The organism is Pseudomonas sp. HY7a-MNA-CIBAN-0227, from assembly GCF_040310325.1.
GTDB lineage: Bacteria > Pseudomonadota > Gammaproteobacteria > Pseudomonadales > Pseudomonadaceae > Aquipseudomonas.
This window is the reverse complement of the sequence record NZ_JBEOPT010000002.1, coordinates 83,916-99,995: the sequence shown is the minus strand read 5'-3', so window position 1 is coordinate 99,995 and position 16,080 is coordinate 83,916. Positions and strand designations below refer to the sequence as shown.

The 16,080-nt window shown below is 55.6% G+C and carries 12 protein-coding genes and 2 pseudogenes; 10 read left to right on the top strand and 4 right to left on the bottom strand.

The window, feature by feature from the left end; translation table 11 throughout:
* Nucleotides 1-14: 14 nt before the first annotated feature.
* Nucleotides 15-868 (bottom strand): IS5 family transposase gene (locus AAEZ06_RS03625; RefSeq protein WP_115128421.1). Its coding sequence is split into 2 segments (ribosomal slippage): nucleotides 15-524 and nucleotides 527-868, totalling 852 coding nucleotides; the frame shifts between segments, so codons are not numbered across the junction.
* Between the two features lie 18 nt (nucleotides 869-886).
* Between AAEZ06_RS03625 and AAEZ06_RS03620 the strand changes: the two genes are divergently transcribed.
* Nucleotides 887-1,543, top strand: a complete 657-nt coding sequence (locus AAEZ06_RS03620; RefSeq protein ID WP_083272243.1) for a c-type cytochrome — start codon at nucleotides 887-889, stop codon at nucleotides 1,541-1,543.
* The gene (locus AAEZ06_RS03615) at nucleotides 1,533-2,000 is read left to right on the top strand and encodes a DUF411 domain-containing protein (RefSeq protein WP_069553036.1); all 468 of its coding nucleotides are present in this window, start codon (nucleotides 1,533-1,535) and stop codon (nucleotides 1,998-2,000) included. Before AAEZ06_RS03620 ends, AAEZ06_RS03615 begins: the two co-directional genes overlap by 11 nt.
* 29 nt (nucleotides 2,001-2,029) lie before the next feature.
* Here the strand turns inward: AAEZ06_RS03615 and AAEZ06_RS03610 are convergent.
* Nucleotides 2,030-3,166 (bottom strand): annotated as a pseudogene (locus tag AAEZ06_RS03610) (MFS transporter).
* 350 nt (nucleotides 3,167-3,516) lie between these two features.
* Between AAEZ06_RS03610 and AAEZ06_RS03605 the strand changes: the two are divergent.
* The 5 genes and pseudogenes from AAEZ06_RS03605 to AAEZ06_RS03585 all read left to right on the top strand — a co-directional run.
* Complete coding sequence (locus AAEZ06_RS03605) at nucleotides 3,517-3,858, top strand: hypothetical protein (protein WP_080758782.1); 342 nt, start codon at nucleotides 3,517-3,519, stop codon at nucleotides 3,856-3,858.
* Nucleotides 3,859-3,958: 100 nt separating this feature from the next.
* Nucleotides 3,959-5,215 (top strand): TolC family protein, encoded by a 1,257-nt coding sequence (locus AAEZ06_RS03600; protein ID WP_034114905.1) that lies wholly within the window; start codon nucleotides 3,959-3,961, stop codon nucleotides 5,213-5,215.
* Nucleotides 5,212-6,687 carry an efflux RND transporter periplasmic adaptor subunit gene (locus AAEZ06_RS03595; protein ID WP_034114904.1) on the top strand — a complete coding sequence of 492 codons (1,476 nt, stop codon included), beginning with the start codon at nucleotides 5,212-5,214 and terminating at the stop codon, nucleotides 6,685-6,687. Before AAEZ06_RS03600 ends, AAEZ06_RS03595 begins: the two co-directional genes overlap by 4 nt.
* The gene (locus AAEZ06_RS03590; RefSeq protein ID WP_149414636.1) at nucleotides 6,684-9,842 is read left to right on the top strand and encodes an efflux RND transporter permease subunit; all 3,159 of its coding nucleotides are present in this window, start codon (nucleotides 6,684-6,686) and stop codon (nucleotides 9,840-9,842) included. The genes AAEZ06_RS03595 and AAEZ06_RS03590 overlap by 4 nt, the downstream gene beginning before the upstream one ends.
* Before the next feature lie 212 nt (nucleotides 9,843-10,054).
* Nucleotides 10,055-10,408: pseudogene (locus tag AAEZ06_RS03585) on the top strand (ATP-binding protein); the annotation flags it as partial.
* 595 nt (nucleotides 10,409-11,003) lie between these two features.
* Here AAEZ06_RS03585 and AAEZ06_RS03580 read toward each other — a convergent pair.
* Nucleotides 11,004-12,332, bottom strand: a complete 1,329-nt coding sequence (locus AAEZ06_RS03580; RefSeq protein WP_034114902.1) for an OprD family porin — start codon at nucleotides 12,330-12,332, stop codon at nucleotides 11,004-11,006.
* Nucleotides 12,333-12,547: 215 nt separating this feature from the next.
* Complete coding sequence (locus AAEZ06_RS03575) at nucleotides 12,548-12,886, bottom strand: DUF2790 domain-containing protein (RefSeq protein WP_034114901.1); 339 nt, start codon at nucleotides 12,884-12,886, stop codon at nucleotides 12,548-12,550.
* A gap of 462 nt (nucleotides 12,887-13,348) precedes the next feature.
* Here AAEZ06_RS03575 and AAEZ06_RS28515 point away from each other — a divergent pair, with 462 nt between their 5' ends.
* The 3 genes from AAEZ06_RS28515 (at nucleotide 13,349) to AAEZ06_RS03565 (ending at nucleotide 15,974) form a co-directional block, all read left to right on the top strand.
* Complete coding sequence (locus tag AAEZ06_RS28515) at nucleotides 13,349-13,729, top strand: four-helix bundle copper-binding protein (protein ID WP_478219646.1); 381 nt, start codon at nucleotides 13,349-13,351, stop codon at nucleotides 13,727-13,729.
* 92 nt (nucleotides 13,730-13,821) lie between these two features.
* Nucleotides 13,822-14,211 carry a DUF305 domain-containing protein gene (locus tag AAEZ06_RS03570; protein WP_226926058.1) on the top strand — a complete coding sequence of 130 codons (390 nt, stop codon included), beginning with the start codon at nucleotides 13,822-13,824 and terminating at the stop codon, nucleotides 14,209-14,211.
* Between the two features lie 839 nt (nucleotides 14,212-15,050).
* Nucleotides 15,051-15,974: an NAD(P)/FAD-dependent oxidoreductase gene (locus AAEZ06_RS03565; RefSeq protein ID WP_092230476.1), complete on the top strand. Its 924-nt coding sequence runs from the start codon at nucleotides 15,051-15,053 to the stop codon at nucleotides 15,972-15,974.
* Nucleotides 15,975-16,080: the final 106 nt, after the last annotated feature.

The following is a 16,080-nucleotide window of genomic DNA, read 5'->3' as shown; positions in this document are numbered from 1 at the left end:
TTAAAGTCCCCGACCTAGGCTCTGTACGTAAAGTATTGTCGCAAGCACCGCATAGCGCAGGCCAATGAGACCATCGCCGCAAAACTTGTTGCGAGCTTGTCGAAGTGCGTCACGATGCGACGGTTCTCCTTCAGCCAGCCAAACATGCGTTCGATGATGTTGCGCTGCCGATATTTGGGGCGATCAAAAAGTCGAGGCAATCCTGGCTTGGTTTTGCGCTTCATGCTTCGCAACGGAATGACTGGCTGCATGCGATAACGATCACAATACTGGCGCAGCGCTTCAGCGTCGTAACCCTTGTCAGCCAGCAACCAGCGGCAACGCTTGCGTGGGCGACCGCGCAGGCTGGGTATGCAAGCCTGATCGAGTAGCGGTTGGGCATAGGCTATATCGCTGGCTTGTCCGCCTGACAACAGGAAACGCAGAGGCACACCATTGGCGTCGCACAGCATGTGAATCTTGGTCGTCAGGCCACCCCGGCTGCGCCCGAGCGCGTGGTCTTGCGGTTCTTCAAATCCCCTTTTTTCCCGGCACCTGATGAGGCCCGGGTTGCTCGTACGGCAGTGGAGTCGATCATCCATGTTTCCAAGTCAATCAAACCCTGCTCATTCAATCGGATATGAAGACGCTTGAGCATCTGATCAAAAGCTCCGCAATCACGCCATCCTCGGAACCGTTGATAGATCGTTGACCAAGGGCCGAATCGTTCGGGCATGTCTCGCCAGGCTGCGCCAGAGCAAAGCACCCAGAGAATACCGTTTAGCATCAGGCGATCATCGGCCCGAGGGCGCCCGGTGCGCTGATTTTTGGTGAAGATATCTGCAACCAGATCCCAGGCTGCGTCGGGGAGTTCATACCGCTTTGCCATCTTGGCCTCCTGGCTTTAATGGCGGTGTATTTTACAGAAAATCGTATTTCTTGGGTTTACGTACAGAGCCTAAGCGATGAAGCTCTCATTCGTGCAGGTGCAGGCAATTACAACTCAATGTGCATTGGCTGCCACCTCGCTCCGAGTGTCGCTGGAACCGAGTTGAGTAAAAGCCTTTACCCGGCACCTCCAAATCTTTCAAAACTGGGCGTTGATGGAAATCCAGCTGCCGCCTTCTGGATCATCAAGCACGGTATCAAGTCCACAGGCATGCCAGCCTGGGGCAAAAGCATGGCCGACCCCTACATCTGGGGGATGGTTGCTTTTCTTCAGCAGCTTCCCGCCTTGGATGCAGAGCAATATAAGGCCCTGACAGCAAGCAGCGATGGCCACCAACACGGTGGCGGCGAGACCAAAATGCATAACCATGAAGGACAGCATGACGGTCAAAAAGAGGCTGCCGCTGGACATCATGATGCAGGCGGCGCTGAAGAAGTAGCTGAGTCCGACGATCATCATGACGACAAAAATAGTGCGCATCTTCATGATGAAGACGCAGCACCCTCTCAGGATGAAAGTACTGAGCATGCTCATACTGAGGGTGCAGATGCTCCTGCGGATCAGCCAAAAACTCATACCCATGCTGATGGGAAGGAGCATACCCATGCGAAATAACTTTCTTCGTCCTGGCCGGGCACTTCGCCTCGCTGCATTCGCGGCTCTGTTTATCAGTTCCGCTGGTCATGCAGCAGAATCGATGACGATCGACGTCCATCGTGACGCTAACTGTGGATGCTGCAAGAAGTGGATGCAGCACCTTGAAGCTAACGGCTTCACCGTCGTTGATCATGTAGAAACCAACATGAGCGCGGTCAAGCAGGGCCTGGGTGTTGCTCCGCGTCTCTCGTCATGCCACACCGCGGTGATCAACGGCAAGTTTGTTGAAGGCCACGTGCCTGCCGAGCAAATAGTTGCTTTGAGCAAACGCGACGACCTTATCGGGATAGCTGTGCCGGGCATGCCGGCAGGCTCGCCTGGCATGGAGGTCGGTGGGAAGCAGGATGTTTATCAGGTCATCGGCCTGAGCAAAGCAGGTACTGACCAAGTGATTGCCGAGTACATGGCAAACTAAGTTTCAAACTTTCCTTGATTCTTGCATGATCACTGCCCGTGATCATGCAAGCGATGTGTGCTCTTGCTACGTTGTGCTATCAGCAGTATGAGCGCTATCGCAGAAAAAACCGCGCCGGCATAAAATGTCATTGCTGAGCCATACGTTTGCCAAAATAACCCCGCAATCCCGCTTGCCAGCAACATGGATACACCACTCACCAGGTTGAAAATCCCGAAAGCGGTTCCTTTCAATTCTGCCGGTGTCGTGTCAGCGACAAGCGCAGCCAGTAGCCCCTGACTAAATCCCATATGAAGTCCCCATAGGGCGACGCCGAGTATCAACATTGAGACGGACTCGGCACTGGCTAGAACCAGATCGGACAAGATCAGCAATATCAACCCGACCCTGAGGAGACTTGTGCGACTTACACGGTCAGAGAGCTTCCCCACAGGGTAGGCCGAGAGCGTGTAGAACAAGGCCATCACCACCATTACTATCGGCACCCAGGTTGCAGACAACCCTGCTTGCTGAGCGCGCAAGCCCAGGAAGGCCTCACTAAAACGTGCCAGGGTGAACGAAAGCGCTGAGCTGAATGCTCGTGTTCGGACTCATCGACGCCAATAAAAATCAGACTGACCGCTACCAACGCCGGTATCACCGCGATCCATAACACCAGTGGAATGTTTTCACTGAAGGCATACATCAGGCGGATGGCTACTGCTGGCCCGAGGAAGGCCCCTATCGTATCCATGGATTGACGTAAGCCGAAGCAAGCGACGGATATGCGGTGGCGATACATCAGCGACCAGGGCATCACGTGGAGCGCGGCGAATACCTTTGCCGATCCGATCCAGAAAGCGTGCGGTGAACACCATTTCTGCAGAGTGAGCCAATGGAAAGAGCGGCTTGGTGAGTGCCGCAAGACCCTAGCCAACCAGCAGCAAGCCCTTGAGACGACCGACGTAGTCGCTGATCGCCCCTGAAAACACTTTCACTATCAGGGCCGTCGCCTCCGCAATGCCCTCGATCAGACCCAGAGTGATTATGCTGATGCCTAGAGTGCCCACCAGAAAGATAGGCAGCAAGCTATGAACCATTTCTGAAGAAAAGTCCATGAACAGGCTGACGAAACCTAGCGCCCAGACCGTACGGGGAATGCTATGTGTAGCTATTGTCTCGGACATATTCCAGTTTCCTTGGCTGTCGTCCGCAAGTGTATCTACAGCGTCCAGTGATTCTGTTGCGGCGAGCTCATATTGAGCTATCTGCTCAACAAACTTATAGGCGGTAGGATAGTAGGTGTTTGGCGGGTATCTATCTGTTGTTGAGCGCTGTTCTCGGCACGGTCCACTGGTTCTACCCATTTCGGTGATCCTTATCGTGGCATTACCGACTCACGAGACAATCATTTACGAAGCCTGACCTATCAGCATGCGTATAGACAGGCCGCTAAATTAAGGAGCGCCGTTGCTGCTGGTTCTACCTGACAGATTCGTAATGGTATCGCCCGTCGCCAGCGACTAAACTTCCTCGCATGAAACGCTATCTGCGGTTGTTCCTCATTTTTCTGATCAGCTTGGCGCTTCCCCTGAGCGGGATGGCGGGCATTCAGTCACCGACAGAACCTTGCCCGACGAACACGACGGGTATGACCATGATGGATGATATGAACCAGGACTGTTGCGGTGATATGAGCAGCTCCGCCGATCATGGCAAACCCTGCAAACCTGGTCAGGAATGCAGGAGCGCCAGTCTGCTACAAGTGTTGTTGGGGAAACCTGCCACCCGTTTGTCCAGTCCGCAAATACTAACAATCTTCAGCGACTCCCTGTCTACTCAGGCTCCCTCCGGGGTGTGGCGACCGCCTCGCGCTTGATTCCTGTACCCCACTGAGCCTCATCCCGCCCTGGCGCGGGATGGCATATCTGCGCGCGAGCCCAAGACACGCGCAGTGGATCATCACAGGAATCGTGAACATGAATCCCAAGTGCTACTGCACCGGTTGGCCCCTCGTGGCTGCCCTGGCGGCAAGCGTGCTGGCATTGCCAAGCCTTGCTGCACCCCTGACACTCGACGAAGCCTTACGGTTGGCTGAAAACAATGCACCATCGCTGACCGCCCAAGCGGCCAAACTGCAAGCGGCCAGCAGCGCCGCCATTCCAGCTGGAGAACTACCCGACCCGAAGCTCCTGCTGGGCATACAAGACTATCCCATCGGTGGCCCTGACCGCTGGCGCCTCGAGCAGGACGGTATGACCATGCAGATGGTCGGCGTCATGCAGGAGGTGCCCAATCGTGACAAGCGTAGGGCGCGTATCGAAGTTGCCGAGGCGGCCGTAGATCGAGCCGCGGCCGAAGGCCGTGTCGAGCGGCTGAACGTTCGTCAGGCCACGGCATTGGCCTGGATCAGCAGCTACTCCGTCGAGCGTAAAGAGGTGCTGTTTCAGGATTTTTACCGGGAGAACCGTCTGTTGGCCGATACCGTCCGGGCGCAGATCGCCGGTGGTCGTGCCCAACCTGCCGATGCAGTAACGCCGAAACAGGAGGCGGCTCAGTTGGCGGAACAACAGGACGAGTTAATTCGCCTGCGTGCGCAAGCCCGAGCGGCCCTCAAACGCTGGATTGGCCCAGCGGCCAATGACCAGCCCGTCGGCAGCTTGCCCGAGTGGCCCATCGATACCTCAGGTTATTCCCATAAGCTGCAATATCACCCCGCATTGGCGGCATACGCGCCAATGACTCGCGAAGCGCAGGCCAAGGTCCGTGAAGCAGAGTCCGAAAAGCAGTCCGACTGGAGTTGGGAGCTTGATTACCAGCGCCGCAACCGTCAGTTCGGCGACATGGTCAGCGTGCAGTTCACGTTCGACTTGCCACTGTTCCCCGAGTCCCGACAGAACCCGAAGATCGCCGCCAAACACGCTGAACTGAATCAGTTGGAGGCCGAGCGCGAAGCTCTCGTACGTGAACACACCCAGCAACTGGAGGACGATCTGGCCGAATACGAGCGTCTGAACCGTGCCGTGTACCGCAGCCAGGACAGTCTGTTACCCCTGGCCAAGGAAAAAGTCGGGATGACCATGGCCAGCTACCGGGCCGGTAAAAGCGACCTGGCACCTGTCATCACTGCCCGACGTGAACTCATCGAGGCCCGCCTCAAACAGATCGACTTCGAAGAACAGCGAGCCCTCACCAGTGCTCGCCTGTATTTCGCCTATGGGGACACCAATCAATGAGTACTCGAATCTGGAAAGGGGCTTTGCTGGCAGGTCTCTCGATTACCTTGGGCGCTGCCGGCGGTTACTGGTTCGCTCAACAGCGCATGCCTGATAGCGCAGCCGAACAGGCCCCTAAAGCCCAAGACGAACGCAAAGTACTGTATTGGTACGACCCGATGTCCCCGCAGCAGAAGTTCGATAAACCAGGCAAGTCTCCCTTTATGGATATGGAGTTGAAGCCCCGCTACGCGGATGCTGCAGCGGACAGTGCGGCCATCAGTATCGACCCCAGCCTGACCCAGAATCTCGGTTTGCGAGTGGCCACAGTCACTCGCGGCGTGCTTACTTCCAACTTGGACGTGGTCGGTGTGTTGGCATTCAACGAGCGGGATGTTGCAGTGATTCAATCGCGTACTGCTGGCTTTGTGGAGCGAGTGTACGCCCGTGCTCCAGGCGATGTGCTCAAAGCCCATGCGGCTTTGGCCGATATCCTGGTACCGGAATGGGCCGCTGCTCAGGAAGAGTTTCTCGCACTCAAACGCAGTGGCGATGCCGACTTGCTGGCGGCAGCACGCCAGCGCTTGCGCTTGACCGGGATGCCAGCACCGCTGATTGCTCAAGTGGAGCGAAGCGGCAAGACCCAGCCGGTCCTGACGCTCACCAGCCCCATTAGCGGTGTACTGCAAGAGTTGGATGTACGCTCGGGTATGACCGTGGCGGCCGGCGAGACTCTGGCTCGAGTCAATGGATTGAGCAGCGTCTGGCTGGCAGTGGCCGTACCAGAGTCGGAGACTGGATCGATCATCATGGGGCAAGCGGTAGAAGCACGTTTGCCAGCCTTTCCGGGAACAGTGCTCAAGGGCACAGTCAGTGCGATTCTGCCCGAAACCAACCCCGACAGCCGAACTGTGCGTGTCCGGGTCGAACTGCCCAACCCTGATGGGCGACTCAGGCCGGGCATGACGGCCCAGGTGCACCTAAAACGCTCTACCGAACAAAGCGTGCTGTGGGTGCCGAGCGAGGCAATCATTCGCACCGGCCGACGCGTCCTGGTGATGCTCGCCGAAGACGCGGGTCGCTACCGCCCCCTAGAAGTGCAACTCGGGCAGGAAAACGAAGGCAAAACGGTGGTATTGAAGGGGTTGGAAGAAGGTCAGCAGGTAGTCAGCTCTGGACAGTTCCTGCTCGACTCTGAGGCCAGTCTCAAGGGCATTGTTGCGAGCACGCTGGAAATGTCACCACCCAGCGCAGCAGCCTCCAGCTTTCATGAGGCGGATGGGCAGATCGTCGAGATCAATAACCAAGACGTAACAATCGCCCTTGGTCCGTTCAAGACGCTGGGCATGCCTGGTATGACCATGACCTTCCCATTGACTGACCCTGCTCTCGTTCAAGGTCTCAAGACGGGAGACAAGGTTAGGGTATCGGTTAGCCAAACCGATGATGGTTTACGCATTGAACGCCTGGAAAAACTAAGGGGTCAGCCATGATCGCCGCCCTGATTCGCTGGTCAGTGGCCAACCGATTTCTAGTGCTGCTGGCGACGATCTTCGTCACGGTCTGGGGCGTCTGGTCGGTTCAGAGCACGCCGATCGATGCACTTCCGGATCTCTCCGATGCTCAGGTAATCATCCGCACCCCTTATGCGGGACAAGCGCCGCAGATCGTTGAGAACCAGGTGACCTACCCGTTGGCCACCACCATGCTCTCGGTGCCAGGGGCCAAGACCGTACGCGGCTATTCCTTTTTCGGCGACAGCTTCGTTTACGTGCTGTTCGAAGACGGTACCGATTTGTATTGGGCCCGCTCCCGGGTGCTGGAATACTTGAGTCAGGTCCAAAGCCGACTGCCGACTTCCGCCAAACCGTCCTTGGGGCCAGACGCCACAGGCGTGGGCTGGATCTATCAGTACGCACTAGTGGACCGCAGTGGCGGACACGACCTGGCGCAACTGCGCGCCTTGCAGGACTGGTTCCTCAAGTTCGAACTCAAGACCCTGCCCAACGTTGCGGAGGTGGCCACCGTGGGTGGCATGGTCAAGCAGTATCAGGTCCAACTCGATCCACTCAAGCTGGCCAGCCTCGGTATCACTCAGGCTGAGGTAACCGACGCTATTGGCAAGGCCAATCAGGAAACCGGTGGTGCGTTGCTGGAGATGGCGGAGACCGAGTTCATGGTGCGCGCCTCCGGATACCTGAAGACGCTGAATGACTTTCGTGCCATTCCGCTCAAGCTCGGTGCTGGCGGGGTGCCAGTGTCCCTAGGCGACGTGGCGACGATCCAGCTGGGGCCGGAGATGCGCCGCGGCATCACTGAACTCGACGGCGAAGGCGAAACCGTCGGCGGCGTGGTGATTCTGCGCAGCGGCAAGAACGCTCGCGAAACCATTGCGGCGGTCAAGGCCAAACTGGACGACCTGAAAAGCAGTCTGCCGACCGGGGTGGAAATCGTCACCACCTACGACCGCAGCAAACTGATCGACCGCGCAGTGGAAAACCTCAGCTACAAACTGCTTGAGGAGTTCATCGTCGTCGCGTTGGTCTGTGGGATATTTCTCTGGCACCTACGTTCATCCCTAGTGGCCATTATCTCTTTGCCGGTGGGGGTGCTCATTGCCTTCATCGTCATGCGGCATCAAGGAATCAACGCCAACATCATGTCCCTTGGCGGGATTGCTATTGCCATCGGCGCCATGGTCGACGCCGCCGTGGTAATGATCGAGAACGCTCACAAGAAGATCGAGGCTTGGCATGTGGCCCATCCTGGGGAGGAGTTGAAGGGCGAACGTCACTGGCATGTGATAACCGAAGCGGCGGCGGAGGTGGGGCCGGCGCTGTTTTTCTGCCTGCTGATCATCACCCTATCGTTCATCCCGGTGTTCACCCTGGAGGCTCAAGAGGGTCGTCTGTTTGGTCCATTGGCCTTCACCAAGACCTATGCCATGGCGGCGGCGGCCGGACTCTCGGTAACCCTGGTGCCGGTACTGATGGGTTACTGGATTCGTGGTCGGATCCCCAAAGAGGACCAGAACCCGCTAAACCGCTGGTTGATCAGGATCTATCAGCCGGCCCTTGATGCGGTGTTACATCGACCCAAAGTCACCCTATTAATCGCGTTAATGGTTTTCCTCAGCGCGTTGTGGCCGATCTCTCGTTTGGGTGGCGAGTTCCTTCCTGCAATGGACGAGGGCGATTTGCTCTATATGCCTTCGGCTCTGCCGGGGTTGTCGGCACAGAAAGCGGCGCAGCTGCTGCAACAGACCGACCGCTTGATCAAGACGGTACCCGAAGTCGAACACGTTTTTGGTAAGGCTGGTCGTGCCGAAACCGCTACCGACCCGGCGCCGCTGGAGATGTTCGAGACCACTATCCAGTTCAAACCACGCGAACAGTGGCGTCCTGGTATGACCCAGGAAAAATTGGTGGAAGAGTTGGATCGAGTGGTGCGCGTCCCTGGGCTGACTAATATTTGGATACCACCGATCCGCAACCGCATGGACATGCTCGCCACTGGGATCAAGAGTCCGATTGGAGTGAAAATTGCCGGCACAAACTTGACGGAAATCGACGCGGCGACTCAGGCGGTCGAGCGCGTAGCCAAAAACGTGCCCGGGGTCAGTTCGGCTCTGGCTGAACGATTGACGGGCGGCCGCTACATCGATGTGGATATCGACCGCAAAGCCGCTGCCCGCTACGGGTTGAATATCGCTGATGTGCAGTCGATCGTCGCCGGTGCTATTGGTGGTGAGAATGTTGGCGAGACCATTGAAGGGCTCGCCCGTTTTCCGATCAATGTGCGCTATCCCCGAGAGTGGCGTGATTCGCTTGGCGCCCTAGAGCAACTGCCGATCTACACTCCGCTAGGGAGCCAGATCACCCTTGGCACGGTGGCGAAGGTCAAGGTCAGTGAAGGCCCGCCGATGCTCAAGAGCGAGAACGCCCGACCTTCCGGGTGGGTGTATATCGACGTACGTGGCCGGGACATTGCCTCAGTGGTTGCCGATCTGCGTCGTGTTGTCAATGAGCAGGTCAAGCTGCAGCCAGGCATGAGCCTGAGTTACTCGGGGCAGTTCGAGTTTCTTGAACGAGCCAACGCACGGCTCAAGCTGGTAGTGCCGGCCACGCTGATGATCATTTTCGTGCTGCTGTACCTGACGTTTTCCCGATTCGACGAGGCTTTGCTGATCATGGCCACCTTGCCGTTCGCCCTTACTGGTGGGGCATGGTTCCTCTACCTACTCGGCTTTAGCCTGTCGGTGGCTACCGGCGTCGGATTCATTGCTCTGGCGGGTGTGTCTGCCGAATTCGGCGTGATCATGCTGCTCTACTTGAAAAACGCCTGGGCCGAACGTGTAGAGGCCGGCGACAGTACCGAGCGAGGGCTAATAGCAGCAATTAGCGAAGGAGCCGTGCAGCGGGTTCGACCCAAGGCCATGACGGTGGCGGTCATCATTGCTGGCCTATTACCGATCCTATTGGGCAGCGGTTCCGGTAGCGAAATAATGAGCCGCATCGCTGCGCCCATGGTCGGTGGTATGGTTACCGCGCCCTTACTGTCCCTATTTGTCATCCCGGCAGCTTACCGATTGATGCGCCGACGACGCCTCGCGGTTGAATCCATACCCTCGGAAGGAAGCAGGCCATGAAGTGATTGTGTCCGCCACTGCACGCCCCATGATTGTTTGTGCAACGTCATCCAGCAGTCTGATTTTTTGGTCTGGCAGGGGGCGACCTTTATAATCAATCGGTGATCGAACTCTATCGGAACTGCGTCAAAACACGGCTGATAGAGATCGACGCTGGTGGCAGTGCGTTGGGCTGAACCTGATCATGGCGACTCCAAGGGCGTGGGTACAACGGCTACAGAGTGCGCTACCTGCGCCTGCCACACCTGCTGGAAGACCTCTTCGCGAAACTGATGGACAGCTACGCCAAGACCGATCTGCTGATCCTCGACTGGGGGCTTGTGCCGCTTACCGCCGAGCAACGGCGCGACATGCTGGAGTTGCTGGATGACCGCTCTATGCCGGTGGACAAATGGCATGAGCTTATCGTCGATCCGACCTTGGCCGATGCCATTTTGGATCGGCTGGTGCACAACGCTTCCTGCCTACTGACAAACAGCGTCAGCGAGTTTGGTTCCGTTGATGTGTCGCCTGCGGTATCTAAGCGCCCAGACCGGCCCTCGGAGCTTCCGGCTCCTACCTCCTGATGGTCTCGACCCCCGCTACGCGGAGTTTCTGCTTTACGCTCTGCAGAGATCACACCCGACTATCCACTCATGGCAGGTTCAGCCCTTCATTGCTCCGGTTTCGAGCAGCTACTACGGCCTCTGTTGACTTCTGTCGCCCATCCCGTCATCTCGCGATGCCGGTAGCACATGGCAGGCTAAACAGATCTCCCAGGGTAATTCGCGCGACCTTCCTGCTTATGCCTGTCGGATTTACGTCACAGCGCTCCGTGCAAGTATTGGGCTTGGGCAATTATGGCTACCTTACCCCGCTGTGCCGCCTAATCCGCTTCCTGTTCGTCAGGCCAGCATTTTGCCTCGGGCTTCCTTCAGATTCGCGGTCACCCGCGACACCCTTGCCTCTGGCTAACACTTCCCCTTGCCGGGTGTGTAGAGGACTTTCACCTCCAAGTCACCAGTGTGGCCACCACAGCCAAACTGGTTGCGCTTGCGCGCAACGCGCCATGCCTGGCGCACCATAAAAAAAGGCGCCACAAGGGCGCCTAAGCCGCCTCCCAACCAAAGGAGTAACAAAGAGACGGGTTGTACCTGGTGAGCTAGGTAGCTAATGCTCGATTTAGAGAATTTGCAGCGGGTACTCCACAATCAGACGAATCTCATCCAAATCTGATTCGAAGGCGGTAGCCCGAGTCGTCGCTTGGCGCACACGGAAGGACATGTCTTTCAGGGAGCCGGCTTGAATGATGTACTTAGCCTCGATGTCTCGCTCCCAACGCTTCTGGTCCTGCAGTGGAGCGCCATCAGCTCCTCGGCGCATATAGACGCTGTTCGCATTCGAGTAGTCAGCATCCCAGCCCTTCGCGTAACGAGTCATGAAGCTCAGGCCAGGAATGCCAAAGGACTGCATATTCAAGTCATAGCGTAGCTGCAAGGATTGCTCTTTCGGGGAGTTGAAGTCGCTGTATTGGATAGAGTTATCCAGGAAAATAGAATCAGATTGGCGCAGGTAATCAAAATCGTCATCCCCATTGCTGCGCTGGTAGCCAACGGTCAGCGTGTGGGCACCAAACTGGATACCGGTCTTACCGCTCCAGATGTTGTTATCGAAGCTGCCCAGCAGTTTTTTTCCCTCGTCGACTGCTCGGTAGTAGTTCAGGCCACCAATCAGCGCGACAGTCTCGGAAAGTGGGTAGCTTAACGTGGTGCCAGCGTAATACTGGTTCCACACATCTTTGAAGCGGCTGGTATAGAGACTCACACCGATATGTTCGTTAACGGTGTAATCGCCACCCAAGTAGGCGATCCAAGGCGCGTCTACAGATCCTGCATAGAACGTAGCGAAACCATCGCGCATGCTGCTTGAATTCGGTTGGCTCATCGCATGCAGGCGACCACCCTGCAAGGTCAGGCCTTCAATGCTGGTGTTGGCAAACGTGGCGCCACGAAAGCTCTCAGGCAGCAGTCGTGAGTCCCCATACGCCACAACAGGCGTGGAAGGAAATACGTCCCCAACCTTGACGACCGTATCTAGCAAGCGAAGCTTGGCTGCTCCACCGACTTTTGAATAGGTATCCTCAGGCTGACCCTTGCTGTTGTAGGGCATGATGTCTACTGTGCCACCGGCTCCAGAACGGCCATCACCCGAGTCAAGCTTGATCCCCTGCATTGCGAATGCATCAATGCCGAAGCCCACAGTGCCCTGTGTGAAGCCTGACTCAAAACGTCCGATAATTCCGTGAGCCCACTCTTCGGAGTAACCGTTCCCCGTTCGACTGGACTGACCGTTGCGAAAGTCGCGATTGAAGTAGAGATTTCGGTTGAGAATGTTAAAACTGCTCCCCTCAATGAACCCCTCTGGCTTTTGCTCAACGGCCACTGCAACCTGCCCCAGACTCATGCCAAGGGCAATGAGGGAAAGACCATAAAAGTTATTATTATTATTCATGTAATACCCCAGGCTTTTGCTTGGCAGAGTTTTAATGTGAAATATTTATGATTATAAGCATGCAGGTGAACACCCTGCGTGCAGCAGCATAGTTTCACATCTAAAATAACGCTAGCATGACCTAAAAATTACTTTTTTGTCAGCGGAATGTAATTATCCACTTGGTGCTCCATAAATAAACCTTAGTTTCTCTAATGCACTTGGACCGTAAGCGATCAGCCACCATGAGGGCAATTACTGACCAGCACTTGGTACTCGAGGGTATTCAACTTGCCACTCGAGTCTTCGTAGGTCATACGCGAAGGGGCCAACCCACAGTATCTAGATCCTGTGGTTGGGGTCATACTGATAACTTTTGCGATATCAAGGTTCAAACCATACTGGTAATGAACAACCTCAGGTATGGCCTTACCATTTTTGATGGCATATTGCTCCATCGCCTGCTGATTTTCTTGCATCATCCGACCAAAGACGCGATCCCCTCCACCCTCAGCTATGGCAAAGGACGAAACTGCCAATACCGCAATAGCGATGACTGCCTTCAATGATTTCATGACCCTCTCCTAACTCTAATTCACTGATGGTTAGAGAGTAGCTAATGATACCTGTCAGAAAGCTGCCGTTAACATTACATATCTGTCAGGCAAGGTCTTTACTCAATTAATGGCATGCTTAACAGCGCGCCTATAATTTGTGTTTCGACCGTTATTAGGTGACGTTCGGTACTAAACTCAATTCGCAACGAAGTGTTAACCAACCAAGAGCTGACAGAAATGTAATTTTAATTTCAGTCGACTGTCCGCCGAGCGTGGTCTAGGGTGAAATATGAGCCCTTGGCCCTTGGGTATGCACTTACTTGAATGCTATTTAACAGCATCTTGCTCGCGTTACGCTTGGTGCTTGTCTGCAGTATCACTCATCCGCGATCAGTCTGAAATGATCAGTTGTTTTTAATAGAAATTATCGAATGCCGCTGGTCTCAGCACCACTGCTAGTGTTGTCTTTCCTTGGATGCAATGGAGAACATAGCTATGAGCGACACCCCGGTTACCTCTCACAGAAACACTCACCAATACCTGCGGCCTTGCGTTGAGGCGTGTAGCGACTGCCACAAAACCTGTCTGAATACAGCGATGACCCATTGCCTTGAGGCGGGGGGTAAACACCTTGAGGCCGAACATTTTCGCCTAATGATCAACTGCGCCGAGATCTGTCAGACGTCGGCCAATTTCTTGTTGAGTGGTTCCACCTTTCACCACCACGTTTGTGGGGTTTGCGCCGAGATCTGTGATGCTTGCGTGAAGAGCTGCGAACAGGTCGGTGGTATGGAAGATTGCGTCAGGGCCTGCCGTGAATGCGCAGAGATCTGCCGAAAAATGGCTGGCGAACAGAGTTAGTCAAGCCCCATGCAGTACAGAAATAGCAATTTCCGTGTTCGGGGGCCATGGCATGCATGTGCCAACCCTTCGGCGCTAATAGGAGATTCACAATGTCACAGCATATCAAGCACAACAGCTCTAGCCGGTTCACTTTGTCGATGAGGGTGGTAGCGATGGCTGTCGCGGTAATGGCAGCAGCGCCGACGTGGACTAATGCCGCAGAACCCACGAAAAGCGAAGCGATGCAGATGCCTTCCGAGCAGAAGGATCATTCGAAGATGATGAAACAAATGGGCGGCATGTCCATGACTGGTGACGTGGATTATGACTTCGCGGCCAACATGCGCATGCACCACCAAATGGCAGTCGAGATGGCGCAAGCCGAACTCCAGAACGGAAAAAATCCAGAGATGCTCCGTATGGCCAAGGACATAATTGCCGCACAGAAGAAGGAAATCGCCGTATTCGATCAGTGGATTAAAGCGAATAAAAAGCCATGACTATGGTGATGCCGAAGTCGATCTGTGCGCCGTATCTTTGAAGGAAATAACCGCGCCGGTTTGGACGGTAATTCGCTGCCGGCGCATATCACGGTGAACTGGTACTGGACGAAAACTATGCTGCGCTTGGTCCATGGATTTCCAAAACCATTCGAGATAGGCCAAAGACCTGCAAGCAAAGGCACTATTTGAGTCCGAGATGATCTTCTTCCTCTGTCACTGCGCGTTGAGAAGCAAAATCGTTTGAGAGCAGTAGAGACATTGCGAGACCAGAACATGGGCCAAAGCGTTCTGTTCGAGCTAATTTCGATAACTGCATGATGGCCGGTATTGTCCTGCTCGTGGCGCGGATGAGCCGCGTGGTCGGCGGAGCGATTATACCCCGTGCAATGTGTTGGATATGACCGCTCCGCGCTTTGGTACCGCCAGATACGGTCTGATCGGGGCGCCGCGCAAGTACGCTGGCTGGGCGTCTCGAAAATGGCCAACTTTAGAGGGACCGAGGCTGCGCTTACGCCAAAGTGATCGTACGCGGTCAAAAATGACTAATCGGTTGCCGGAAACGACGGTTTTACAGTCGTCCGGCGACCCGTTCGTGGTCGTGGCGCGAGACGGCGAGATGCTTGCGTCTGCCGAGGCCAACACCGTTAATTATCAGTTTCGGACAACGCTACGCAGTGACTTAGACAGCGTTTCAGCTCGGTAAATGAATGATAGATACCAAGTTGGCCGGTGGTCTGACCGCCTGAAACAGTAGTTTTTGGAGTTAGAACTGGGCGCCTCAATTCACTGCCAAATGACTCTGGCTCCGGCAGCGTCGGCAATAGAAGGAAAGCCGGATGACAAGCAAGCAGGCTCAATATCATGTGGTGGATTGCCTTATCGTCGGTGCAGGCCCTGCCGGGCTGACGGCGGCTATCTATTTGGCGCGCTATCGCCGACAGGTTCTCCTGGTTGATGCCGGCCAGAGCCGTGCGGAGCTGATCCCGATCACGCACAACTATCCCGGTTTTCCTCAAGGTGTTTCGGGCGCCGAGTTGTTGGCTCGGCTGCGCAATCAGGCAGAGCGCTACAATGTTTATGTCCGACGAGCCACCGTGAAAGCACTATCAAAGCGAGGAGACGACTTCATCGCCGACATCGACGATGACCGCGTTGTTGCGTCAACTGTGATTCTTGCCACCGGCGTTATTGATAAGCCTCCTGAGATACCCAATCTACGTGAGGCCACTCTCGGTGGCTATGTGCGTTGGTGCCCGATTTGCGACGGATACGATGTCATCGACCAGGACATTGCTCTTCTCGCCTCCGCCGAGGAAGGTTTCAAGCATGCGCTATTTCTCCGTACCTACACCCGCCAGCTCACACTTATTGTGCAACCGGGCGGCAGAGAACTAGACAACGACGAACGTCTCAAAATTGCACAGGCAGGCGTCCGTCTCATCGAGGAACCGATCGAGCAAATCCGCAAGATCAAAGGGCATCGTGTGGCGCTACGCTTGGCTAACGGCGACGAACTCAGTTTCGACACCCTATACCCGATGCTTGGCTCCAACGCACGGACCGAATTGGCCAAAAGCCTCGGCGTAACTTTTGAGAGCGATGGCGAGTTGGTGGTGGACACCGACCAGCGCACGTCAGTCCTAGGGTTGTACGCGGCGGGCGATGTAGTCAACGCGCTCAATCAGATGAGTGTTGGAGTCGCCCATGCGGCGACTGCGGCGACCGCGATACACAACGCCCTCAAGGACAACTATCGCTGATAAGTTAATCTCGAAGAACGGTCTGCTTCGGCCATACACTGATAGCAGCCCACGACATTACGTGCTGGTGAGAGGCAGCTCGGACTGAGCAGCGACCTTTATTTCT